This window comes from Psychrobacter sp. 1Y6 (assembly GCF_052258385.2).
GTDB lineage: Bacteria > Pseudomonadota > Gammaproteobacteria > Pseudomonadales > Moraxellaceae > Psychrobacter.
Genome location: NZ_JBQQEW020000001.1, coordinates 380,757 through 405,098 on the forward strand (window position 1 = coordinate 380,757; position 24,342 = coordinate 405,098).

20 protein-coding genes are annotated in these 24,342 nt (G+C 43.5%); 14 read left to right on the forward strand and 6 right to left on the reverse strand.

Annotated features, from left to right (window positions below; translation table 11 throughout):
• Positions 1-12 precede the first annotated feature (12 nt).
• Together ACTXGF_RS15255 and ACTXGF_RS15260 are read right to left on the reverse strand one after the other, a co-directional pair.
• Positions 13-1,080 carry a bifunctional nicotinamide-nucleotide adenylyltransferase/Nudix hydroxylase gene (locus ACTXGF_RS15255; RefSeq protein ID WP_443535486.1) on the reverse strand — a complete coding sequence of 356 codons (1,068 nt, stop codon included), beginning with the start codon at positions 1,078-1,080 and terminating at the stop codon, positions 13-15.
• Positions 1,081-1,219: 139 nt separating this feature from the next.
• A complete protein-coding gene (locus ACTXGF_RS15260; RefSeq protein WP_443535484.1) occupies positions 1,220-2,209 on the reverse strand; it encodes an alpha/beta fold hydrolase in 990 nt (329 codons plus the stop codon).
• 568 nt (positions 2,210-2,777) lie between these two features.
• Between ACTXGF_RS15260 and nfuA the strand changes: the two genes are divergently transcribed.
• Positions 2,778-3,461 carry a Fe-S biogenesis protein NfuA gene (nfuA, locus tag ACTXGF_RS15265; protein WP_057761762.1) on the forward strand — a complete coding sequence of 228 codons (684 nt, stop codon included), beginning with the start codon at positions 2,778-2,780 and terminating at the stop codon, positions 3,459-3,461.
• A gap of 255 nt (positions 3,462-3,716) precedes the next feature.
• Entirely contained in the window at positions 3,717-5,054 is a 1,338-nt protein-coding gene (locus tag ACTXGF_RS15270) for an O-acetylhomoserine aminocarboxypropyltransferase/cysteine synthase family protein (RefSeq protein ID WP_443535482.1), read from the forward strand.
• A gap of 112 nt (positions 5,055-5,166) precedes the next feature.
• Here ACTXGF_RS15270 and ACTXGF_RS15275 read toward each other — a convergent pair whose 3' ends face one another.
• Positions 5,167-6,186: an adenosine kinase gene (locus ACTXGF_RS15275; RefSeq protein ID WP_443535481.1), complete on the reverse strand. Its 1,020-nt coding sequence runs from the start codon at positions 6,184-6,186 to the stop codon at positions 5,167-5,169.
• Between the two features lie 54 nt (positions 6,187-6,240).
• The gene (gene rsmI / locus ACTXGF_RS15280; RefSeq protein WP_443535479.1) at positions 6,241-7,197 is read right to left on the reverse strand and encodes a 16S rRNA (cytidine(1402)-2'-O)-methyltransferase; all 957 of its coding nucleotides are present in this window, start codon (positions 7,195-7,197) and stop codon (positions 6,241-6,243) included.
• Between the two features lie 190 nt (positions 7,198-7,387).
• Here rsmI and ACTXGF_RS15285 point away from each other — a divergent pair, with 190 nt between their 5' ends.
• The 8 genes from ACTXGF_RS15285 (at position 7,388) to hisC (ending at position 15,463) form a co-directional block, all read left to right on the forward strand.
• On the forward strand, positions 7,388-7,825 hold the full coding sequence (locus ACTXGF_RS15285; RefSeq protein WP_443535477.1) for a YraN family protein: 438 nt from the start codon (positions 7,388-7,390) through the stop codon (positions 7,823-7,825).
• Positions 7,826-8,092: 267 nt separating this feature from the next.
• Entirely contained in the window at positions 8,093-8,893 is an 801-nt protein-coding gene (locus ACTXGF_RS15290; RefSeq protein WP_443535476.1) for a BON domain-containing protein, read from the forward strand.
• A 236-nt stretch (positions 8,894-9,129) separates the two neighbouring features.
• Positions 9,130-10,125, forward strand: a complete 996-nt coding sequence (locus ACTXGF_RS15295) for an alpha/beta hydrolase (RefSeq protein WP_443535474.1) — start codon at positions 9,130-9,132, stop codon at positions 10,123-10,125.
• 164 nt (positions 10,126-10,289) lie between these two features.
• Positions 10,290-10,541 carry a BolA family protein gene (locus ACTXGF_RS15300; protein WP_102091608.1) on the forward strand — a complete coding sequence of 84 codons (252 nt, stop codon included), beginning with the start codon at positions 10,290-10,292 and terminating at the stop codon, positions 10,539-10,541.
• Positions 10,542-10,652: 111 nt separating this feature from the next.
• A complete protein-coding gene (gene murA, locus ACTXGF_RS15305; protein ID WP_114701832.1) occupies positions 10,653-11,921 on the forward strand; it encodes a UDP-N-acetylglucosamine 1-carboxyvinyltransferase in 1,269 nt (422 codons plus the stop codon).
• A gap of 94 nt (positions 11,922-12,015) precedes the next feature.
• Positions 12,016-12,708: an ATP phosphoribosyltransferase gene (hisG, locus tag ACTXGF_RS15310; protein WP_101205353.1), complete on the forward strand. Its 693-nt coding sequence runs from the start codon at positions 12,016-12,018 to the stop codon at positions 12,706-12,708.
• A 251-nt stretch (positions 12,709-12,959) separates the two neighbouring features.
• The gene (gene hisD / locus ACTXGF_RS15315) at positions 12,960-14,255 is read left to right on the forward strand and encodes a histidinol dehydrogenase (protein ID WP_443535471.1); all 1,296 of its coding nucleotides are present in this window, start codon (positions 12,960-12,962) and stop codon (positions 14,253-14,255) included.
• A gap of 74 nt (positions 14,256-14,329) precedes the next feature.
• Positions 14,330-15,463 carry a histidinol-phosphate transaminase gene (hisC, locus tag ACTXGF_RS15320; RefSeq protein WP_443535470.1) on the forward strand — a complete coding sequence of 378 codons (1,134 nt, stop codon included), beginning with the start codon at positions 14,330-14,332 and terminating at the stop codon, positions 15,461-15,463.
• 155 nt (positions 15,464-15,618) lie between these two features.
• Here the strand turns inward: hisC and ACTXGF_RS15325 are convergent, their stop codons facing one another.
• Together ACTXGF_RS15325 and ACTXGF_RS15330 are read right to left on the reverse strand one after the other, a co-directional pair.
• Positions 15,619-17,352, reverse strand: coding sequence for an anthranilate synthase component I family protein (locus tag ACTXGF_RS15325; protein WP_443535468.1), 1,734 nt, complete (start codon positions 17,350-17,352; stop codon positions 15,619-15,621).
• A 3-nt stretch (positions 17,353-17,355) separates the two neighbouring features.
• The gene (locus tag ACTXGF_RS15330) at positions 17,356-18,591 is read right to left on the reverse strand and encodes a beta-ketoacyl-ACP synthase II (RefSeq protein ID WP_102091614.1); all 1,236 of its coding nucleotides are present in this window, start codon (positions 18,589-18,591) and stop codon (positions 17,356-17,358) included.
• Positions 18,592-19,089: 498 nt separating this feature from the next.
• Here ACTXGF_RS15330 and ACTXGF_RS15335 point away from each other — a divergent pair, with 498 nt between their 5' ends.
• The 4 genes from ACTXGF_RS15335 to fusA all read left to right on the forward strand — a co-directional run bounded on the left by ACTXGF_RS15335 (position 19,090) and on the right by fusA (position 24,145).
• Entirely contained in the window at positions 19,090-20,196 is a 1,107-nt protein-coding gene (locus ACTXGF_RS15335; protein WP_201572714.1) for an EcsC family protein, read from the forward strand.
• Between the two features lie 411 nt (positions 20,197-20,607).
• Positions 20,608-20,982, forward strand: coding sequence for a 30S ribosomal protein S12 (rpsL, locus tag ACTXGF_RS15340; protein ID WP_011281154.1), 375 nt, complete (start codon positions 20,608-20,610; stop codon positions 20,980-20,982).
• A 218-nt stretch (positions 20,983-21,200) separates the two neighbouring features.
• Complete coding sequence (gene rpsG / locus ACTXGF_RS15345; protein ID WP_057761735.1) at positions 21,201-21,674, forward strand: 30S ribosomal protein S7; 474 nt, start codon at positions 21,201-21,203, stop codon at positions 21,672-21,674.
• Between the two features lie 344 nt (positions 21,675-22,018).
• A complete protein-coding gene (gene fusA / locus ACTXGF_RS15350; protein WP_057761733.1) occupies positions 22,019-24,145 on the forward strand; it encodes an elongation factor G in 2,127 nt (708 codons plus the stop codon).
• Positions 24,146-24,342: the final 197 nt, after the last annotated feature.

Here is a 24,342-nt window from a genome sequence, read left to right on the forward strand (position 1 = left end):
ATTAGCAGCGAACTACAAGCCAACCATTTTAGTAATAATCGCGTAGTGATCTTCAAACATCATTTTTGCATCAAGCTCTGCCAAGGGTAGCCAAAATGCCTTGGTCGCATCATCGCCGCCTTTTACTTTTGGCAGACCTTTTGGATCATTTTTGAGTTGAAAATAAAACGCTTGAGTAATGGTGCGACCACGCGCTGAGCGATACGGGTCATCAAAGGTATGTTGGCTATGGCAAGAGCCGCGCAGTACTGGCTCAGGCACCTTGAGGCGAGTTTCTTCACGCAGTTCACGGATACAAGCATCAAACAGCGTCTCTTTTGGATTTAGAAATCCACCTGGCAGCGCCCAGAGTCCACGACCTGGCATACTGCGTCGCTCAACCAGTAAGATATGGCCTGACTGTACAATCAATGCATCGGCAGTCATAAAGGTCGGTGGATATGGTGCTGATTCCCACTGTCTTTTATATTTATCGATGAAGTCTGCTTCTTCATGCAGCTGATGATAATCGTCAGTTTTTTTGAATGCATCGAGGACATTGCGCGTAGACTCAGGCGTACGCTCAGGTGTTGGCGTGGCACCCATCAAATAGCTGTCGCGAATAGGCGTGGCTGATAAGTTATGATAATTGGGCACTGACACAGAGTCCCAGTTGGGGAACAGTGATAAATAGTACGATGAGCTGTCTTTTGAATGACCAATCAAACCAATATCCGTCTGCAAGTCGCCAGTGACAGATTTTACACCTGCCTGCACATACTGTAGCCAGCGGGTGTCATTGTAGAGTGCGTCATCTAAGCCAACACAGTGAATGCGTGCGGCTTCTTTTTCAGCGTAGGCACCTTTAATCATTGCGGCACGCTCAGCGACGCTAAAAGGATTGCGTAAGCTACGTGGCAAGTTGGCTGAGCCAATGAGCATAATCACTTCGTCTGAGCGTTTTAATGCCTCATCGATGACGGCTTTGTGACCAGCATGAAACGGCTGAAAGCGACCGATAAAGACTAGATAGCGATAGTGTTTACTGCTTTTCTGATCTAGGTTTTGCTTATCTGACTGTTGCTCTGATAATTCACTCATAGACGCCAACTTCCTACGACTTATTTTTATTGATTAAAAATTAATGACGCTAATACTGACACAGCCTATGACTTTCTGACAAGTATAAAGATGTTTAGGGGTGTGTCATTATCGAAATTGTCCAAACGATATCTCTACTTTAACTGGCATGCTTCTCTATCCATGCCGTCACCGTTGGCCAAATCTCTGTTGCAGCATTGCGGCTAATCATAATACGACTGTGCGTATAATCATCTAAATCGCCGTTACTGAGCGAGTACTCTCGAAAGACATTGGTTGAATTGTTAAAGCCATCAAAAAACAAACGACAGCCGCAAGTAGGGGAGATAAACTTATCGCCTTTTGCGCTAATAGAATAAACGGGAATGGTAATCTGAGCCATATGATGTCGATAGTCAATAAAGTCATCGCCAGCATTCTTTTGCTGGTAAGTGATTTCGTTTATTTCATCTGTATTCGCTCTACCTTTATCAAAATTAGCCTTTTTCAAAAAACTACTTTTAAAGTTTTTACGCAAATTCCAATCGTACCACTGGGTCATCGTATAGTAGCTTTCGTTAAAAGGGCCTACCTTTAATTGCTTAGCGGGTATAAAGCCGACCAGTCGAGTAACTATCTTGGCCATAAAGATTTTCGCGTGGCTGGTCGAGTCCTTTACTGCGCCAAAAGCTTGGCAGGCAAACATACTGATGCTATTGACCTTATCGATATAGCTTGGGTTTTGGACAAGAAACATGGTCAAACCAACACCGCCACCACTATGAGTAACGCAGTGCAGGTTATTGAATTTTAATTCTTCAAAGAAATAACGAAAAGTCGCTTCATAGTCGTAAGTGGCGACGGTCTCAAAGTTGAATTTTTCTTTCGGTAGCGAGCTATCACCATGTCCGCGCCATTCCATAATGTAGCAATGATGACCAAGCCCTGCAAAATATTCGGCGATTTTGAGGCAAGTTTGCTTGTCAGAAAACGTACCATGCGTCAAAAATATGTTTTGCGGTGTGATGTTAGGCAGGCTGTTTTCTGACGTGTTAGCTATCGTATCTTTGTCTGGATTATCGACTACTTTCCAAATGGCAATTTTCTCATCATCCTTGGTAGTTACTAGGTGCAACGTCCGTGTCATCATAAAATGATCCTATCCAAAAAATACATAATCTTTATACAAGCTGATATTTATACAAGGCAATTAAAAGCTACCATGCTAATAACGCTACTGCGCACAATCATTCAAATTAACAATACTACGTCAAAACCAGATGACTTGCTCGGACTAGATGTGAACGGTATGGCATATCGAAAAAGCTGAGTGCGCTTGATAAATGGTACCGCTGTCTTTATATAGAGAATAACTTGGCAGCCAACATAGTCATTCAGCGTGTTTATCCGTCATGGTTTACATATTGAGTTACTTTGCCGCCTGTTAGCATCATTAAAAAAACCAATGACAACCATTTACAATAGCCTCAGTTCAATTCACAGTAGCGTGGTCGGAATTGATGTGTGATTCAGGTATAATGACTGCTATAGACGGATTAAACTTTATACTCATGTCGACCAATGTCATACAATAATAAATACCAATCATTGCCAGTCTGCATGCCTTATATAAATCGTAAACATTTTAAAAATCCAAATTCACGACACAGTAGCAATAATAGATATAGCGTTTGTGTCATAACGCCATAGGAAACATTATGAGTGAGCAAAACCAAGCTGATAACCAACTAGACCAAACTGCTGGCTATGAATCAGCCCTAGATACCGAGCAAGTCGAAGCAAAAAGTAACATCACTATCACTGAGTCAGCTCAAGGCTACTTAGCAGATTTGTTGTCTAAGCAAGATACCGATGGTATCGGTGTGCGTATCTTCGTTGAGCATCCTGGTACGCCGCGTGCAGAGTGTTGCATGGCTTATAACCAGCCGGGCGAAGAAGATAGCGCTGATTTGCGTTTTACGTATGAAAACTTCTCTGCCTTTATTGAGGCGGCGTCGGTACCTTATCTAGAAGACGCGGTCATCGACTATAATAAAGACCGTTTCGGTGGTCAGTTGACTTTCCGCGCACCAAACTCTAAAGTGCCTAAAGTAGGCGCTGATGCCAGTGTCGAAGAGCGTATCAACTATGTATTGCAGTCAGAGATTAACCCTGGCTTGGCAGCGCATGGCGGTGACGTACAGTTGCTTGAGCTGATTGATGAAGAAGGCATTGGTCTAACCGCTGTATTGAAATTTGGTGGTGGTTGCCAAGGGTGCTCAGCGGTTGATATGACTCTACGTCAAGGCGTTGAAGTGCAGCTAAAACAGCAAATTCCAGAATTGACCCAAGTGGTTGATGAAACTGACCATACTCGTACAGAGAATGCTTACTACAAATAAAATAAAAAATAGTTAAAAGCAAAGTGGCTGCTACAAAGGTGGCCATCATCTCTAGTATAGATATGCCTGTTTGGTTTGCTGCTTATGAATATTTGTCATGAAGAGATGAGTATTTTGCTATTCTTTTAATAAAGAAGCTGAGTTATGATGAACTCAGCTTTTTTTATTGCTATGATTTAGCAGACAGTTTTTTAAGGTGACTTTGAGCAATATGTCGTCAACAAATCATCTTTTATCAAAATAAAGGAATGTACTATGAGTGACGGATCAGCAGACCAGCAAACAGCCCAGCAATCAGAAACTCCTCAATCAAAAACCCCTCAACGTCTTGAGACCTTAGCGATTCATGCTGGCTATAGTGTAGAGCCAACGACCAAAGCAGTCGCCGTGCCTATTTATCATACCAGTTCATATGCGTTTGATAATACTCAGCATGGTGCAGATCTGTTTGATTTAAAGGTTGCAGGCAATATCTATACTCGTATCATGAATCCAACCAACGCAGTGCTAGAGGAGCGTGTGGCTGCGTTAGAAGGCGGTATCGGTGCGCTTGCCGTAGCCTCTGGTATGGCTGCCATCACTTATGCAATTCAGACCATTTGCGAAGCAGGCGACAATATCGTCGCTGTATCAACGCTATATGGTGGTACTTACAATTTGTTTGCCCATGCATTGCCGCGTCAAGGTATCGAAGTGCGCTTCTTTGATCATAAAGACCCAGAAGCCATTCGTGACTTGATTGATGACAAGACCAAAATGGTGTTTGCCGAGAGTATCGGTAACCCACTCGGTAATATTGTGGATATTCAAGCGCTTAGTGATGTCGCTCATGAATACGGTGTGCCTGTCGTGATTGATAATACCGTGGCGACGCCGGCGATATGCCGTCCGTTTGAGTTTGGTGCAGATATTGTGATTCACTCATTGACCAAATATATGAGCGGAACCGGTACTTCAATCGGTGGTGCGATTGTTGATAGCGGTAAGTTTGCTTGGGGTGATTATCCTGAGCGTTTTCCACTGTTGAATACGCCAGATCACAGCTATCATGGAGTAAACTTCGTCAAAGATGTAGGCGCACCAGCCTTTATTGCCCGTGCCCGCGTTGCGCCATTACGTAATACTGGCGCAGCGCTTAGCCCGCTAAATGCCTTTGGTATCTTGCAAGGTATGGAGACGCTAAGTCTGCGTATGGAGCGTCACGTGCAAAATGCACAAGCCGTCGCAGAATATCTGCGTGACCATGATAAAGTTGCTTGGGTGAAATACGCAGGTCTGTCTGACCATCCTGAGCACGAGCTTGCCAAAAAATATATGAAAGGCACGCCTTCTGCTATCTTGACCTTTGGCGTCAAAGGTGGACTAGAAGCTGGTGCGCGCTTTATCGATGCGCTGCAACTGATTACTCGTTTGGTAAACATCGGTGATGCAAAATCATTGGCCTGTCATCCAGCGACGACGACCCATCGTCAGTTAAATGAGCAAGAGCTAGAAAATGCAGGCGTTAGTACGGATATGGTAAGACTGTCGATTGGTATCGAACATATCGAAGACATCAAAGCCGATCTCGCGCAAGCATTAGCTACTGCTTAATACAAAGAGCTTATTAAATTGAGCCAACTGTTTAAGCAAGTCTAATATAAAAAAAGCCCATATCAAATCGATATGGGCTTTTTGTTTTGCGTCCAACAGATGTGTTTAACCATTAAGCAGACAGTACACGCTGCGCAATATCTCGATAATCCTGCGAGGCAAGACGCGGTCCAAACTGCCGAATAACTTGTGCTGATATTTCGCTGGCAAGACGACCGCATTCTGGCAGACTATACTGCTGTGATAATGCGTATAAGAAAGCACCAGCGTAGTTATCGCCTGCACCGTTGGTATCGATGACGTTAGCCACTGCTGGCGTTGCAACGTCATACACCTCAACTTCTGCCTCGTCATTAGGCTGGTGAGCGATTACCGCACCATTGGCACCATCAGTGACGACGGCAATTTGGCAGTATTCAAGCAGGGCACGCGCCGCTGCTTTGACTTGTTTTTTATCGGTGAATAGCTTGGCTTCTTCGCTATTGCAGAATATCACTGCGACTTTGTTACCGAGCATATTGAGCAAGCCATCTTTGGCAAATTTTACTACCGCAGGATCAGCAAAGCTCACCGCGATTTTTGCATTATGAATGCCGGCTTGCTGACGTAATTGAGTCATTGCTGGTTGGATGCTCTCAGACATCGCTAGATAGCCTTCGATATATAGCCAATCTGCTTGAGTCAATGCGTCAAAATCAACATTGTCAGCGACAATCTCACTTGAGGTGCCAAGATAAGTCTGCATGGTACGCTCGCCATCTTCGGTAACGGCAACCACACATGAGCCGGTCACACCGCCTGCATGAATAGATTTGTCTGAGGTCGCGACACCTGCTTCGTGTAAGTCTCTGAGATAAAATGCCCCTTGATCATCATCACCGACGCGGCAAGCATAAAAAGGCTTACCGCCTAAGCTAGCAAAGGTAAACATGGTGTTGGCTGCGGATCCGCCGCCTGCTTGTTTTGATGGCTCAATCTCAGCCAGTTTAAAGTAAGCCAGTAGTTGCTGCTGCTCTTCAATACCAGCCAGCGTCATATTACCTTTGGTCAGCTCGGTCTCTTCTAATGCTGCATCTGACAGCACATACTCGTGATCAACCAACGCATTGCCTATTGCCATTACATCGTACATTGCTTATTTCTCCTAAATTCATCTATAAACGATTGTCTTTCTTATTATTAAAAACTAGTCAGCTTGTAACTCTAGTAGACGCTGATAAAGCGCATTTTTCTTTACGCCAGTGATATCAGAGGCCAGTGCAGCTGCTTTTTTGACCGATAAATCCTCTAGCAAACGCTGTAGCAATTTATCATGCGTACTGATGTCGTCAGTATCTTTTGCCACACCGACGCCAGCGACGACCACGACTATCTCACCACGTTGCTGATTATCATCTGCTTTGACAAACTCGACCAACTCGCCAAGGGTGCTCTTATGTACCGTCTCAAACGTCTTAGTTAATTCACGGCAAAAAGTCACTGCGCGATCTGCACCAAATATCGCTGCCATGTCTTCTAAACTAGCTATGATGCGATGCGGCGCTTCATAAAAGATTAAAGTTTCGGTACGTGCGATTAGATCGCTCAGCTGTTTTTGACGACCATGCGTTTTGGCTGGCAAAAACCCAATAAAACTAAATCGATCAGAAGGCAACCCTGCTACTGACAATGCGCCAATGGCAGCAGAAGCCCCAACGATAGGTGATACGGTCACGCCAGCTTCGTGCGCGGCTTGTACCAGTTGATAACCTGGATCACTGACCAGAGGTGTACCTGCATCACTAATCAGTGCTACCGAATGACCTTGCTCAATCATTTCAATAATTTTAGGTGTTTGAATGGCACTATTGTGTTCATGATAGGCCCATAGCTTATTGTGACCTTTTTGCTTTGTCGTCGTGTCATCATTTTCGATACTGCTTTTGGTAGGACGAGTCTCTGAGTCTTTTGTCTCGTCAGCCTTACTGCCTTTGGTATCGATGCCAAAATGTGACAGTAATTTACCTGAGGTGCGGGTGTCTTCGCAGGCAATAATGGCGACCTGCTTTAAGACATCAATTGCGTGCGATGTCATGTCGGACATATTGCCAATTGGCGTGGCAACGATATAGAGACAAGCTGGCATCGCAGTAGGGGTAGACATGAAAACCTCGGGTCGTTAAAAAGACGTTAAAAAATAATAGTGCGCTAGTATGTACAGTCTTTGTCTATGGTTTTTCAATCAAATAATGAGTGAAGAAATCGATAGATTGCGAGAGTAGAATGCGCAGAAGTGGCTAGTTTAGCATGTTGTGCTATGATAATTCTCAAATGTTAATCAGACCAATCGACCTATGCCGAACCATAAGCCCTTAATCTTAACCTCACCAAAACAACGCCAAGGTAGTCGGTTTGAGCAGCAGGCGTGTGAGTATTTACAAGCTCAAGGGTTAAGGTTAGTCGCGCAAAATTGGCAACAGCCAAAAGTAGGTGAGTTGGATCTGGTCATGATTGAGACAGGTTCAGCATGGTCAACATTAGTATTTGTTGAAGTTCGCCAGCGCAAGTTCTCGAATTATGGCGATGCAGCACTCAGCGTGACGACAAGCAAGCAACGCAAAGTGATTAAGACAGCACAGTCCTTTTTGCAGCAGTATCCTGAATATGCTCATTGTGATTGCCGGTTTGATGTCATTGCTTACAACACGATGAGTAAGTCAAATTCAAAAAATGGGCAGTTAGACCATCAACCAGAATGGATTCAAAATGCTTTTATAGCCAGTGCATGGTAATAAGGTAAATAAGATAGATGCTGCCAAATGAAGCATCTAACCACATCTGACAAGTAAGGTTCGTTACTAAAAAGCTAACCGCTGATGGCCAAAATTAAGTAAAGTAGTGGTTATAGTCAAGTTCCTATAAATTAGATACAGTATTAGCTTACAGCTACGTTTAGCTCGTCACTACTAGAGCGTGTTTTCTCCAAAATAAAAACACGGCCTAGATTAAGATTTGTTCAATTTATAAAATTGTCACAACCATGTTCTAAGAGGTAAATAATGACACCGATGCATTTGCGCACTGCTATTTTTGGTTCATCACGCCGTATTACGACTGGCATTATGATTGCTGCCTGCGTTGTCAGTACAGGTTGTGCCACCAACTATCTGACCAACAGTACAGAAGGAACGTACGGCGTGCCAATGACTGAGCGCACGATTCCGCAGCGTCTGCTCGATCGTAGTATTGAACATACTGCCAAAATCAATATATACGGGCTAAAAGAAGACTTGCAGCAAACCAGCCGTATGGGTATCGATAGCTTCAACAGCGAAGTATTGCTCACAGGTGAAGTACCAACTGAAACGCTCAAAGCAGAAGTAGAAAAAGTTGTTAGCTCTATGCCAGATGTACGCCGTGTCTATAATGAGATGGAAGTGAGTGCTTCAAAAGGGTATAGCTCAACGGTTCATGATGGTTATATCACTTCAAAGCTACTGGCGAAAATAGCCGCTAGCGATGGTGTGAGTGCTTCACAAATTAAAGCCGTTACCAATAATGGCGTGGTCTATATTATGGGTCGTATTACACCTACTCAGCAAAGTCATCTGATTGATATCGCTAATGGCACCGTTGGGGTCACTGAGTTGGTATTGCTGACGACTGTCGTTGACGATAGAGGTGTCAAAATAAATAATGATGACATCATGTATGAGAATAATTTGGCCAATCCTGCAGTAGCGCCAGCTGCCCAAGATACTACTATCAGCACGGCAACGCCTATTGTCATAACGGAAGAAGAGACCAATACTACGCAGCCGTCATCAAGCCCTTATATTGACCTTTATCAGAACCAGTAGGCACTCTAGTTCGCCAAGCGATAAATGACATTAATCACAATAAGCCTAAATAGTGATAACAGTAAAGGCACGAGAAATCTTCAGCCAGTGAGTACTATATCAATAGTAAAACGTAGCAGAGTCAGCGCATTAGCCAATGATACCAATATCAAAAACCTCATTGGCTAATGGATGAACCATTATCGCTGTTAGCCTGTTACTACTGATTGATAAATAAATATAATAGGATACTGGTCATGAAGGATTCACAGGCAAATATACAACCAAATAAAGAAACAAGTGTCATTGGTAATATAGGCATACACAATAAACCTGCTCATAAGAAAACACGAACGTTGAGATTTGGTGGTGCGGCAATATTGGCATTGGGCAGTATCGCGTTAGCCACGCAAAACGCACAGGCACTATCGCCGTTGGCTATCGTCAATGGGATTACTTCTAGTGGCGGCGTTGGGGTGAGTAAGGATATCTTATATGGTGATCAGCCTTCACAAGACCTAGATATCTATTATCCAAAACCGCTAGCACAAGCAATGAAATCTCAGAGTACTATCAACACTAGCTATCCTATGGTGGTATTTGTCCATGGTGGTTCATGGGAGAGCGGCAATAAAGAACAATATGCATTTGTCGGTCAGAGCTTAGCCAAAGCAGGGTATGTCACCGCAGTGATTAATTACCGTAAAGCGCCTGAGCACGTCTATCCTGACTATGTCAAAGATGCGGCTCAAGCGATTGCTTGGAGTATTGAAAATGCGACCAGCCTCCATGCAGATCCGTCACGCTTAGCGGTGATGGGGCATTCTGCTGGCGCGTTTAATGCCGTTGCAGCCGTTGCCAACGAAGACTTTTTGGCACCTTATGGTATTAAGCCAACAGATATTGCAGCGGTTATTGGGATTGCAGGTCCTTATAGCTATGATTTCCGCAAGTTCAGTAGTGCAACAGCGTTTGGTCCTAATGCCACACCTGATGAGGTGATGCCAGATCGTCAGATTAAAGGTGCGCAGCCACCGTATTTATTATTGACGGCGGAAAAAGACAAAATTGTACATGTTACGAATACGATAAAAATGACAGAAGCGTTTAAAAAAGCAGGCGTAACCGTTGAAACGGGCGAAATCGAAGGGGCCAGTCATGCAACCAGTATTGGCGCGATGGCACCGCCGCTGCGCTGGGTCAATGATGTGCGTGCGCAAGTTTTGACCTACTTGGATAAAACGCTCAAATAGCTTATCACTATGCATATCGACGACTTTTTACCGTTTAATTGATAGCGTTGTCTCAATGCTTAAACACACTTGAGTAAGACAGTACTGTAAGATATGCAAACTCTTGTTATAATGTCATCACTTTAAATCTATACCCTATTCTAAACTTTAAGGCAGACTATTCTATGAGCATGAACGCTGACGATTTGATCGCATTTTTACAGACTCACTTCCCAGACGCTTTTATTCAAGCTGCCAACCAAGGTAATAAGTTTGACGTACGCGTGGTCGATGCCAGCTTTGAAGGCAAACGCGCGGTTCAACGTCAGCAAGCAGTGTATGCGTTAGTCAATGATAAGATTGCGAGTGGCGATATTCACGCACTCAATATCCAGGCGCTGACGCCTGCTGAGTGGGACGTTCAATCAAAAGGCTAATCAAATAGCTGTCTATATGACTAGATATTACTGAATCGGCCATATGTATGGTTGAGGACTGTAATTCTGGTTTTCATAATTTTCTATACTCATCGCTAGGTTGTCACCTTTATGGATCAATTTTTAATCACTGGTAGTAGTCGTATCGCAGGGGAAGTCACCATCTCAGGCGCCAAAAATGCCGCTTTGCCGTTACTCGCAGCTATGATATTGGCTGAGACTCCAACGACACTGCATAACGTGCCGTCACTACAAGACGTGCGAACGTTGATTGAATTGATCGGTGGTATGGGTATCAAAATCCAAAAGCAAGATGATACGGTCACTTGCGATACCAAGAGTATCGATAACTTTTATGCCCCGTATGATTTGGTCAAAACCATGCGAGCTTCAATCTTGGTGCTAGGGCCGTTACTGGCACGTTTTGGCGAAGCCGAAGTCTCATTGCCGGGCGGTTGTGCGATTGGTTCACGCCCTGTTGACCAGCATCTAAAAGCGTTTGAAGCGATGGGTGCCGAAATTAGCGTAGAAAATGGCTATGTAAAGGCCCAAGCACCAAAAGGTGGCAAGCTATTAGGCTGTAATTTCTCATTTGATATGATTACCGTTGGCGGTACTGAAAACGTCATCATGGCAGCAGCATTGGCCAAAGGTACAACTGTCTTAGGCAACTGTGCGTTAGAGCCAGAAGTGGTTGATTTGGCTAATATGTTGGTTGCGATGGGTGCCAAAATAAGCGGTATCGGTACATCAACGATGACCATCGAAGGGGTAGAGCGTCTACACGGCTGTGAGTACTCAGTTGTCCCTGACCGTATCGAAACAGGCTCATACCTTGCTGGTGCCTTGATGACACGCGGCGATGTATTGACCAAAAAAACATCTGCTCTATTATTGACGCCAGTGCTAGAGAAGTTCGAAGACATGGGTGCAACTATCACGAGCGGTGATGACTGGATTCGCGCACAAATGAAAGGCCGTCCAAAAGCGGTTGATATTCGTACACAGCCACATCCTGGTTTCCCAACGGATATGCAAGCTCAGCTAATGGCGATTGCTTGCTTAGCTGACGGTACAAGTACTTTTATCGAAAACATCTTCGAAAACCGCTATATGCACGTACCAGAGCTCAATCGTTTGGGCGCGTCTATTCAGGTTGATGGTCACACTGCGGTAGTACGAGGTGTCGAAAACTTTACTGCAGCCCCAGTCATGGCGACGGATTTACGTGCATCTATGTCGTTGGTAATGGCAGCGGCGACTGCTGAAGGCGAGAGCCTGATTGACCGTATCTACCACATCGATCGTGGTTATGAGCATGTTGAAGACAAGCTGCGTAGCTTAGGCGTGAACATCGAGCGTATTAATACCAACGCTTAATATTGATTGACTCAATATCGACTGTTACCTATATTACGTTATAAATTAAAAACTCCCCTTTCAATAGGGGACTGCACATGGACACGATGTCATTATGACTGAGACAAGCAAATCTTTACCAGCCAGCGGTTTATTAAACGAAGTAAACGATGAGTTTTCAGGTCTAACCTTGGCTTTATCAAAAGGCCGCATTCTAGAAGAGACCATGCCACTGCTACGTGCTGCTGGCGTTGATCTTTTAGAAGATCCTGAAGCCTCACGTAAACTGATTTTTCCAACCTCAAATCCAAATGTGCGTGTATTGATTTTGCGTGCCAGCGACGTACCGACCTATGTCGAACATGGCGCTGCTGACTTTGGGGTGGCGGGTAAAGATGTGCTGCTTGAGCATGGTGCCAATCATGTTTATGAATTGCTTGATTTGCAGATTGCTCAGTGCAAACTGATGACTGCGGGTGTGAAAGATGCACCGTTGCCAAATCGTCGCCTGCGTATTGCGACCAAATATGTCAATGTCGCTCGTGCTTATTTTGCAAGCCAAGGTCAGCAGGTTGATGTCATCAAGCTTTACGGCTCGATGGAGCTTGCGCCATTGGTCGGTCTAGGTGATTTAATCGTCGATGTGGTCGACACAGGTAACACACTGCGCGCTAATGGACTTGAAGCCCGCGATCATATTTGCGATGTTTCATCCCGTCTGATCGTCAATCAAGTGAGCTATAAGCGCAAATTTGCACTACTAGAACCAATCTTAGATAGCTTTAAAAATAGTATCGCCAACAGCTAATGATCCAGTGCAAGTCATTGGTAATATAAAGCACGGTTATACAAATTTTTAAACCAGTTTAGCAGGCTATGAGTGACGTAGCGTGCTAAACTGGTTTTGTTGTCTTAGCTTGCGAAAACATAAAATCATCGTAAAATTCAGACAAGAAGACATAGAATAAGTCACAATACTCTTACCGTGCAAATCTACTTTACTCAGTTCCAAACCGTTCATTTTTAGCACTACTTTATGCTCAGATATAGGATTAGGTCATGCGCCAGTTAAGTACCCAAGATGCCGATTTTGATAGTCAATTGACACAGTTGCTTGCCTTTGAAACAGTCAATGATGCTGAACTATTACATACCGTCGATGATATCATCGCCCAAGTACGAGCTGATGGTAATAGCGTCGTGTTGGCATTGACTCAGCAGTTTGACCAACATCCAGCAACGTCGATGCAAGAGTTAGAGTTGTCTAAAGAAGCACTTGCTGAAGCATTTGCCAATCTTGATGAAAAAGTAAAGACAGCGTTGACCACAGCCGCAACTCGGGTACAGACATTCCATGAGCGCCAAGTACAAGAAACATGGCAGTATGAAGACGAGCTAGGCAACCGATTGGGTCAAAAAGTCACGCCACTTGATCGCGTTGGGATTTATGTACCAGGCGGTTTGGCTTCTTATCCTTCTTCAGTATTGATGAATGCCATTCCTGCTAAGGTAGCTGGCGTCACTGAAGTTATCATGGTCGTACCAGCGCCTAAAGGCGTGCTCAATCCGTTAGTATTGGCAGCGGCTCATTTGGCCCAAGTCGATCGCGTCTTCACTATTGGTGGCGCTCAAGCAGTAGCAGCTTTAGCTTACGGCACTGAGACGATTCCAGCCGTGGACAAAATCACAGGACCAGGCAACAAATATGTCGCCGCAGCCAAACGCGCGGTATTTGGTCAAGTTGGTATCGATATGATTGCTGGACCTTCAGAAGTATTGGTATATGCAGAAGGCGAAGCACAAGATAGAGCGGACTGGCTAGCGATGGATCTATTGTCTCAAGCTGAGCATGACCGTATTGCACAAGCTATCTTTGTGACGACTAGCGAAGAGCAGCTCAACGAAGTAGCACTTGAGATAGAAAAAGCACTGGCTGAGCTGCCAAAAGCAGATATCGCGCGTGACTCGCTGCAAAATCGCGGTGCACTGATACTGGTAAAAGATCGTAGCGAAGGTATGGCGCTTATCAATCGTATCGCTCCTGAACATTTAGAGTTATCTGTTGATAATCCTGACGCACTGTTAAACGATATTCGTCATGCCGGCGCTATCTTTATGGGTCGTCATACGCCTGAAGCTATTGGGGATTACTGTGCAGGGCCGAACCATGTACTGCCAACATCGGGCACTGCACGCTTTTCTTCGCCGTTAGGTGTTTACGATTTTCAAAAGAAATCATCCATCATTTATTGTAGTGAATCTGGTAGTAAACCTTTGGCTGAGACAGCTGATATTTTAGCGCAGCGTGAGGACTTAGAAGCCCATGCGCGTTCAGCTCGTTATCGTTATCAGTAATTGATTTTGAGTTTTTAGCTTTTACTTTTGATATTTATTTTTAATAGTCTTTGTGGCTAATAGTAGGATAATTTATGAGTGAGTCAAAGATAGACACCAGACTGTGGTCGTCTAAAGCGCGCAACTTGTCACCTTATGTTCCAGGTGAGCAGCCGCAACACGACAATCTATGCAAACTAAATACCAATGAAAACCCATTCCCACCCTCACCAAAAGTAGGGGAGGCTATTGCCAAGGTTTTAGAGCAGCAAGCTGATGAACTACGTTTGTATCCTGCTCCTGAATCTAATGACTTGCGTGCTGCATTGGCAGAGTCATACAACCTTGATATGAATCAAGTATTCGTTGGTAATGGTTCCGATGAAGTCTTGGCGTTAGTATTTGCGAGCTTCTTTTTAAAAGAGCGTCCGCTGTTATCACCTGATATTGGTTATAGTTTCTATCCTGTATATGCACAGACGTTCGGTGTAGAGCTTATACAGATTCCTTTAGAGGAAGACTTTAGCATTGACCCTGATGCTTATCGTCAGCCTTGTAGCGGTATCATCATCGCCAACCCTAATGCGCCAACGGGCTTACTATTATCACTTGCTGATATCCGTAAACTTGCAAGTGAGCATTCTAATGCGGTCATTGTTATTGACGAAGCGTATATCGATTTTGCTCAGATGGATGAAAGCAATGCAGACGTGCCAGTCTCAGCGGTGAGCTTAATCAATGAGTGTGATAACGTTATCGTGACCCAAACCTTCTCAAAATCACGTTCACTTGCTGGATTGCGCGTTGGTATGGCCTTTGGTAATGCATCATTGATTGAAGCACTGACACGGATGAAAAATAGCTTTAACAGCTATCCGCTGGATAAGTTGGCTCAAGCTGGTGCGACTGCGAGTGTGTTAGATACTGAGTATTTTGAGCAAACCCGTCAGCAAGTCATTGATTTACGTACGTCGCTAACAGCAGAACTGACGACATTAGGCTATAAGGTCCTACCGTCACATGCCAACTTCGTTTTTGCTCGTTCAAAAGATGGCGATGCAAGTGCTGTAGCGAGTGCGTTACGCGAGCAGGGCATTATCGTTCGCCATTTTGATAAGCCGCGTATTGCAGAGTACTTGCGTATTACTATCGGTACAGCAGAGCAGAACAACCGTTTGATTGATGCGCTAAAAGCCTTGCAAGTCGATGCTAGCGTTGTTGCTGAATAAAATTATATTGATAGCTTAATGTAGAATGTGAATAGGTTAGTCCCTTTACTCATCACGTAAAGCACTATCGATAAGTCTTAAAAATAAAGCCTGCTAACGTAACGTTGGCAGGCTTTTTTAATTTTAAATTAGTAATAATGTTTGAGTACGCTATCTTAGGTTTTTTGAGCCAGTACTGATAATAAATTACCTACTTTATCTAAGCATTCTTGGTATTCAGCATCACAATCAGACGCGACCGTAATACCGCCACCTGCCCACAGGTTAACGTGTCTTTCTTTATTACAGTTATCATTTGATAAAGCGTTGGCTTGCAATGTACGAATGAGTACATTCCATTGACCACTACCATCAAAGTTCATATAACCCATAGTGCCACAGTAGGCACCGCGTGGCGTAGACTCCAACTCAGCGATGATCTCAACAGCGCGTTTTTTTGGTGTGCCAGTGATAGAACCAGCAGGCAGACTACCAAACAATACAGCCAACGGATGAGTATCAGATTTTAGCTCAGCGGTGATAGTACTGACCATATGATGCACGTTGCTAAAGCTCTCAATTGCAAATAACTGTGGTACTTTCACACTGCCAATTTTGGCGTATTTGCCCAAATCATTACGCAGTAAATCTACAATCATGACATTTTCGGCACGGTCTTTTTCGCTATTAACTAATTTCTGCTTATACAGTTCATCTTGCTCGTCAGTCGCACCTCGCGGCATGGTTCCCTTGATAGGCTTGGTGCGAATAGAGTGTTTGCCAGTGTCGATTTCTCTAGTGAATGTAAAAAACAACTCAGGTGAGCAGCTTAACAATTCAAAATGATTGCTGTCTGCGTTGAAGCTGCTGCTTTTATTTAGGTAATCACCATCATTACGATCAACGCTCACATATCCTGCAAAAGGCGCTTTTGTATTGCGATATAGCGCAGGCAAATAGTCAATAAGCGAAAAGGCTGATTGAACATCGTTATTTTCACGCGCTAAACTGCCAGACCATTTTTGTGTCAGGTTTATCTGATAGCAGTCGCCTTGCTGTAGATAATCTTGTGTGCGATTAAATGCTTGTTGATAATCAAGCTTGCTCCATCGCGGACTTAAAACTAGGGGAGTGATGTTTGATGTATCTTTAAACTGTGGTTGATTGAGATATTTATCAGACAGTTTTCGATCCAGTTCGTCTAGGTAAGAGGTAAGAGTGGTTACGAGGTTATCGTTTGTCTTATGACCAATATTCTCAGAAACGTCAGCATCAGTCAGATGAGTCTTTAACGCCCAACCTGTATCAGCATGTGTTGTGGGCGTTAGATAAATATCATAATGTCCTAATGAAGCACACGGCTGCATTGCCAATTCAATCTTATCGGCAGGGCTTAGCTCATGGGCCGCAGTATCATAACCAATAAAACCGATTAGCCCGTGATGATAGCTGGGTTTCGGGCTTTCTTCGTTATTGATATATGAGGTGTCATGATTAACTTCTTGAGCATTGCTATAAGCAATCAGCTCCTCTTGCCACTCTAGATAGCTCATATAAGCTGTCGTGCCAGCATAACTATGATCATCGCTATTTACATCGGTATCGCGACGCACGCCAGTACTACGAAAACTCTTAATCACCTTGTAAATATTGTGTAAATCACTAGAATCTTGCTCATCATTGGGATATAGAGACCAACTGACTTTTGGGAGTAAACCAATCACGGGTCGACCATTATTATTAAGCCAAATAAGTTGCCAGTTTGCTCTAATATCTTGAGCGAGCAAGTGACGCTGTAGCTGCGGCATCAGCTCTGCAGCAGACAAATCACCAAAACGCCAGCTAGGTTTGCTAGCTGGCGATGGCGCAGAATCTGTCTGCTCAGTTGTATTGTGATTTGATACAAGCATGGGTTAAGCGTCAAACTTTTTGATAATTAGTGTAGCGTTAGTACCACCAAAGCCAAAGCTATTACTCATCAAGGTTTCAAGATTTGCTTCACGCATTTCGGTGACGATATCGAAACCTTCAGCAGCAGGATCTAAGTTGTCAACATTGATACTCGGAGCGATAAAGCCGTCCTGTAGCATTAGTAGACAATAAATAAGCTCTTGTGCACCAACAGCGCCCAAGCTATGGCCTGTCATTGATTTAGTTGAGCTGATAGCAGGTACTTTACTGACGTCATTATCAAATACTTTAGCAATCGCTTTAAGCTCAGTAATATCGCCTAGTGGTGTACTAGTACCATGACTATTGATGTAATCGACACTTTCTAGACCCGCTTCGGCCAAGGCTTGTTGCATACAGCGAACAGCACCTTCACCGCTTGGCGCAACCATTTCTGCACCATCAGAGCTGGCACCATAGCCAACGATTTCAGCCAAAATATTGGCACCGCGTGCTTGAGCATGCTCTAGACTCTCTACAACCACCATCGCGCCACCAGCAGCAATCACAAAACCGTCACGGTCTTTGTCATAGGCTCTTGAGGCAAGTTTTGGTGTGTCGTTATACTGAGTACTAACTGCGCCCATGGCATCAAACATACAAGACTGTGTCCAATGCTCAGCTTCACTACCACCAGCCAATATCACATCGGCTTTACCCAATTGGATAAGCTCAGCAGCATGACCGATACAGTGTGTCGAAGTCGCACAAGCAGAGGCGAGCGAGTAGGAGACGCCTTGGATTTTGAGGCCGGTTGCTAAAGCAGCTGATACTGAGCTGCCCATTGTCTTTGGTACTGCCATTGCGCCGACACCGCGTAGACCTTTTTCGCGCATAGCATCGATAGCATTAACAATGTTTTCTGTTGATGCGCCGCCCGAACTTGCCACTACACCCACTCGTGGGTTGTTATTGATAGTATCAAGTGACAGGCCAGAGTGCTCAATCGCATTTAGCGCACTAACATAAGCATAAAGACTGGCGTCACTAAAGAACCGTTTCAGCTTACGATCGATACCACTGGTATCCAGTTCTGATTGATTGATACTACCGCTCACGTGTGATTTAAACTCGTGCTCAGCATAAGAATCGTTAAATGTGATGCCAGACTGACCTTCTTTAAGGGCAGTGGTGACAGTATCTAAATCATGTCCAATACAAGAGACAATCCCTGCTCCAGTAATAACGACGCGGCGCATATGCTATTCCTTATAAGTAACGACTTGCTAGCAGTTGGTTGCAATAATCGTGGTAAATCTATATATGATGTTTAACTATGAGTTAATTCGAGCATTATAATGAAAAAATAGTCTATGTAGATAACGATAGCATGAATTTAGGTAACGAAATTCTGTTAACGGTCTATCAGAGGCAAGATAGATTCAGTGTACAATTATGCTCTCAGTTATGGCACATGATAACGTATCAAGCACTGGAAATCTTTGGACAAGTGTAAAATAACGACAAAATAACACTTATGACTGAGTTTTGAGTAAAGAGATGAGAAGTAAGACTAGCTACTGACTATGGACGGAATTATACTTTAGATACAAAATTTGTGATTCTAATAACATTGTTCGCACTGACACCGGTTACGATAACTGGCTAAAATAATAGATTCGTTATTATTAATAATTAACTATCATATTAAAATACAACTATATTAAAAACCAACTCATCATATTAAGGACATCACGATGGCAAAGCGTAGTACTCTTTCTAAAAGTATCAATACCATTGGCTCTTTTACTCGAAACAATCTAGAGCGTGTAGGGGCTATGATTGATAGCGTAAACGCTAAAACAGGCAAACCGCGTCAATACAAAGCCGTAGACCTAGGCGATGAAGACTACCAACAAGACTTGTTTCGTGAGCAAACGTTGAAGGCGACGCAGCAACTTTTAGGACCACGTTTTGCTACTTATGGTAAATATGCCAAGAAAGTCGTGCCGAATAGCTTTTTTCAATCGACAGTTGATGGCGCATTTGCCCAAGTTGCCAATCTCGCTGCCAACTGGAGTCAACTCGACTTACCTAATGAACATCGCTTTGCTAACATTGCTACCTTAGATGACGAAGAGCGTTATGCGCTAGCTACTGATATTGCTAATCAAAACCGCGCGCTTGCAATGATGGGTGGTTTGACAGGTTTGGCAGGTCTACCAGGTTTGCTAGCTGATACATTGTGGCTATTATTGGTTTCATTACGTACAGTTTATCAGATTGCTGCTGTATATAATAAGCCGCTGACAGGTAAGCAAGGCGTCAAGATGGCGTACGAACTACTATCAAACGCTGATTTGAGCAAAATGCAAGAAAAACAAGCGCTACTAGCTGGTCTAGGTATTGGTAAAGGTTTGCTTGATAATGCTCAAAGCAACGGATTACATAGTGAACTTAAAAATCTCGGTCTAAAAAATAAAAATGTAAATTTCTATGCTGCGCAAATAGACAAAGTCGCAAGCCAAGTAGGTGTAGATTTAGATCAGATCAATTTATCATGGGTTCGTCGTTTTATTCCTGTCACCGCCGTAGCGATCGGCATGCACTATAACAGCCAATTGATTGACGAAGTTATTGGCGTTGCGCAAGCGACTTTTGCACCAGAGGCAAAACTAGCCAATCGTGCCATTACTGATGACAGCAGCAGTGAGGCTAAAGTAGAAAAGGCTAATACTGATGAGGCGAAAAAAGACACAGAGCCCAAAGAAAAAAGCAGTGATCCAGAAAAAGTTACTGATAAGGAAGAAACTAGCAGTAAAAAAGACGCAGACAAGCAAACGTCTGATAAAAAAGCCAAGTAATAAAGATATTATTTGCTAGTTGGGTTATAGCTTTATAAGCGCAATGGTATTTATCTTAGTTTGATTGAGCAACACGACTTGAAAATTAGGATAAATACCACCACTTAGTTACTATCAAGTACCATTTCAATGTTAAACATCTTTTCTTAATGATGCTTGAGCTCGCTTTGTTTACTTTATTTATTACGCTATTTTTCGGCGAAAAATCTATAAAGTGATACAATGAGAGGCTGAATGCATATCTATCAAATGTTGTAAAGCGAAACCATTCATAAGTGGTTGAAATAGCAGCAACAACTCTTTATAATACACTGTCCTAAAAATGGGTGCCCCGAAATCTGCAATTATTGTCAGATAGATGGTGCATTGGCCCATTTTTTTGTTTTATACCAAACGGGAGAAGGATGCCTTATGGCAACAACTAACCAATTGATTCGTAAAGGTCGCAAAACCATCAAGGAAAAGTCAAAAGTTCCTGCGTTGGAAGCGTGCCCACAGCGTCGCGGTGTATGTACTCGTGTATATACTACCACGCCAAAAAAACCTAACTCTGCCATGCGTAAAGTATGTCGTGTACGTTTGACTTCAGGCTATGAAGTATCAAGTTACATCGGCGGCGAAGGTCATAACCTACAAGAGCACAGTGTTGTTCTAATCCGTGGTGGTCGTGTAAAAGATCTACCAGGTGTACGTTATCACACTGTTCGCGGTGCATTAGATTGCGCAGGCGTTAAAGACCGTAAGCAAGGTCGCTCTAAGTACGGTGCTAAGAAGCCTAAAGTTTAATAACTAAACGTTATTAACTAAGCTTTTTGCACTACCCAATAACTGTGCATGGGTTTGGTGTCAGTAGCAATATCGCTTTTATATAAATATATATCTGTGATTTGCTCTCAAAACATACCACCATGCAGTAAGGCTAACTGATAACTCACTGCTATATCCTAATGATAAGTAGTCGATGTTGTGAATGTTAGACACTCCTGAAGATAAGGAAATTTATTATGCCAAGACGTCGCGTCGTTGCTGCCCGTGAGATCCTACCGGATCCTAAGTTTGGTAGCCAAACTGTTGCAAAATTCATCAACCATGTAATGAGTGATGGTAAAAAATCTACTGCTGAGCGTATCGTTTACGGTGCACTTGAGACAGTAAGTGAGAAGCGCAAAGTTGAAGATCCAGTATCTTTCTTCGAAGAAGTGCTAGAAAATGTACGCCCAATGGTAGAAGTAAAAGCTCGCCGCGTTGGCGGTGCAACCTATCAAGTACCAATGGAAGTACGCCCCTCCCGTCGTACTGCATTGGCTATGCGTTGGTTAGCTGAAGCTGCTGCTAAGCGTTCTGAAAAATCAATGGCTTTGCGTTTAGCTGGCGAATTGAATGATGCTGCTGATGGCAAAGGCGCTGCTATGAAAAAGCGTGACGAAGTTCACCGCATGGCAGATGCTAACAAAGCATTCTCTCATTACCGTTTCTAAGCTACTTTTTAATAGTAGCTTAAGATTAGAGGCTCATGCCATTTAATCTTACATTGTTGTTTATTCTATTGATTGCCGCCATCATCATTCGGTCATATATAAATGTTATTTATTGATGACTGAGGTGGCGGACATCTATCCAGATGTCTCTCTTAACAAATACAGTTTTTTGCTGGAGAGCATCCCAAATTTGATGCCGCACTATTCTTAGTATTTGCTCTTTTTTTGTCCGTATTAGGCTCAATAATCAGTAAGTAATATTACGAAGCTGAACGCTTTGTCATAGAGTATGAGGTAGAGACACAATACATTATTATATACACGACTTTTCCTAGGAAAACACTATGGCTCGTAAAACTCCCCTAAAACGCTATCGCAATATTGGTATCTCAGCGCACATCGATGCTGGTAAGACAACCACTACAGAGCGTGTTTTATTCTATACCGGTGTTAGCCACAAAATTGGCGAAGTACATGATGGCGCAGCCACTATGGACTGGATGGAGCAAGAACAAGAGCGTGGTATTACTATTACCTCAGCGGCAACAACTTGTTTTTGGTCAGGTATGGCTAAACAGTTTGACGAACACCGTATCAACATCATCGATACCCCAGGTCACGTTGACTTCACGATCGAAGTTGAACGTTCTATGCGTGTACTTGATGGCGCTTGCATGGTTTACTGTGCAGTAGGCGGCGTTCAGCCACAGTCTGAGACCGTATGGCGTCAGGCGAACAAATATAAAGTACCACGTCTTGCATTTGTAAACAAAATGGATCGTGTTGGTGCTGATTTCTATCGTGTTATCGAACAGATCAAAACTCGTTTGGGTGGTAACCCTGTACCATTGGTTATCCCAATCGGTAAAGAAGATGACTTCGAAGGCGTTGTTGATCTAGTGACCATGAAAGCTATCTATTGGGACGAAGCGTCTCAAGGTATGCAGTATGATGAGCGCGAAATCCCAACTGAACTACAAGAAAAAGCAGCAGAATACCGCGAGCACCTTGTAGAAAGCGCTGCTGAAGCAAACGAAGAGTTGATGAACGAATACCTAGAAAACGGTGAATTGACTGTAGAACAAATTCACGGTGCTATTCGTCAGTTAACTATCGATAACGAAATCATCCCGCTTCTTTGTGGTACTGCCTTTAAGAACAAAGGTGTACAGAAGATGCTAGATGCCGTTATTCAGTATCTACCTGCACCAATCGACGTACCTGCTATTAAAGGTATTCTTGATGACAAAGACGAAAGCGAAGGCAGCCGTGAAGCATCGGATGAAGCACCTTTCTCAGCACTAGCGTTCAAAATCATGAATGACAAATTCGTTGGTAACTTAACCTTCGTACGTGTTTATTCTGGTGTAATGAAGCAGGGTAGCAGTGTTTATAACCCAGTTAAGATGAAGCGTGAGCGTGTTGGCCGTATCGTACAGATGATGGCAAACTCTCAAGAAGAGCTTGCAGAGATTCGTACTGGTGATATCGCAGCTCTAGTCGGCATGAAAGATGTGACTACTGGTGATACGCTATGTGATGAAGACAACGTGATCACTCTTGAGCGTATGGAATTCCCAGATCCAGTTATCTCTCTAGCTGTTGAGCCAAAGACCAAAGCTGACCAAGAAAAAATGTCAATCGCTCTTGGCCGTTTGGCAAAAGAAGATCCATCGTTCCGTGTACACACTGACGAAGAATCTGGTCAGACAATCATCAGTGGTATGGGTGAGCTACATCTAGAGATTCTTGTTGACCGTATGAAGCGTGAATTCAACGTTGAAGCAAACATCGGTGCACCTCAGGTTGCTTATCGTGAGACGATTCGTAACACTGTTGAACAAGAAGGCAAATTCGTACGTCAAACAGGTGGTCGTGGTAAGTTTGGTCACGTATGGTTACGTCTTGAGCCACTTGATCCAGCTGGCGACACTGAATATGAATTCGCTGAAGAAGTTGTTGGTGGTACTGTACCAAAAGAATTCCACGGTGCTGTTGATAAAGGTATCCAAGAGCGCATGAAAAACGGCGTACTTGCAGGCTATCCAGTAGTTGGCGTAAAAGCGACCTTGTATGATGGTTCTTATCATGACGTTGACTCTGATGAATTGTCATTTAAGATGGCTGGTTCTATGGCCTTCAGAAAAGGTTTCTTAGCAGCTGATCCAGCGCTACTTGAGCCAGTAATGAAAGTAGAAGTTGAAACACCTGAAGACTACATGGGCGACATCATGGGCGATCTTAACCGCCGTCGTGGTTTGGTCCAGGGTATGGAAGATCTACCTGGCGGTACTAAACAGATTCGTGCTGAAGTACCATTAGCGGAAATGTTTGGTTATGCCACTCAAATGCGCTCTATGTCACAAGGCCGTGCAACTTACTCAATGGAATTCCAAAAGTACGCTGAAATTCCAAAATCAGTTGCTGCTGAAATCATCTCTAAGTTCAACTCTAAAGATGATGACGAGTAAATAAAACTTACTGAAAGTGACAATATAGAGTATGTCTGTGTATTGTCACCGAAGAATACGCCAATAACTTGTTAAAAGACTTGTTATTGGCCGCGATTTTCTTATAATATCTGCACATTAGTATGTGCAACCTTTTAACAATTATCTTAATGTGGTCAAAATCGTCTTAATAATCATATTTATATGAGTTAAGTCTT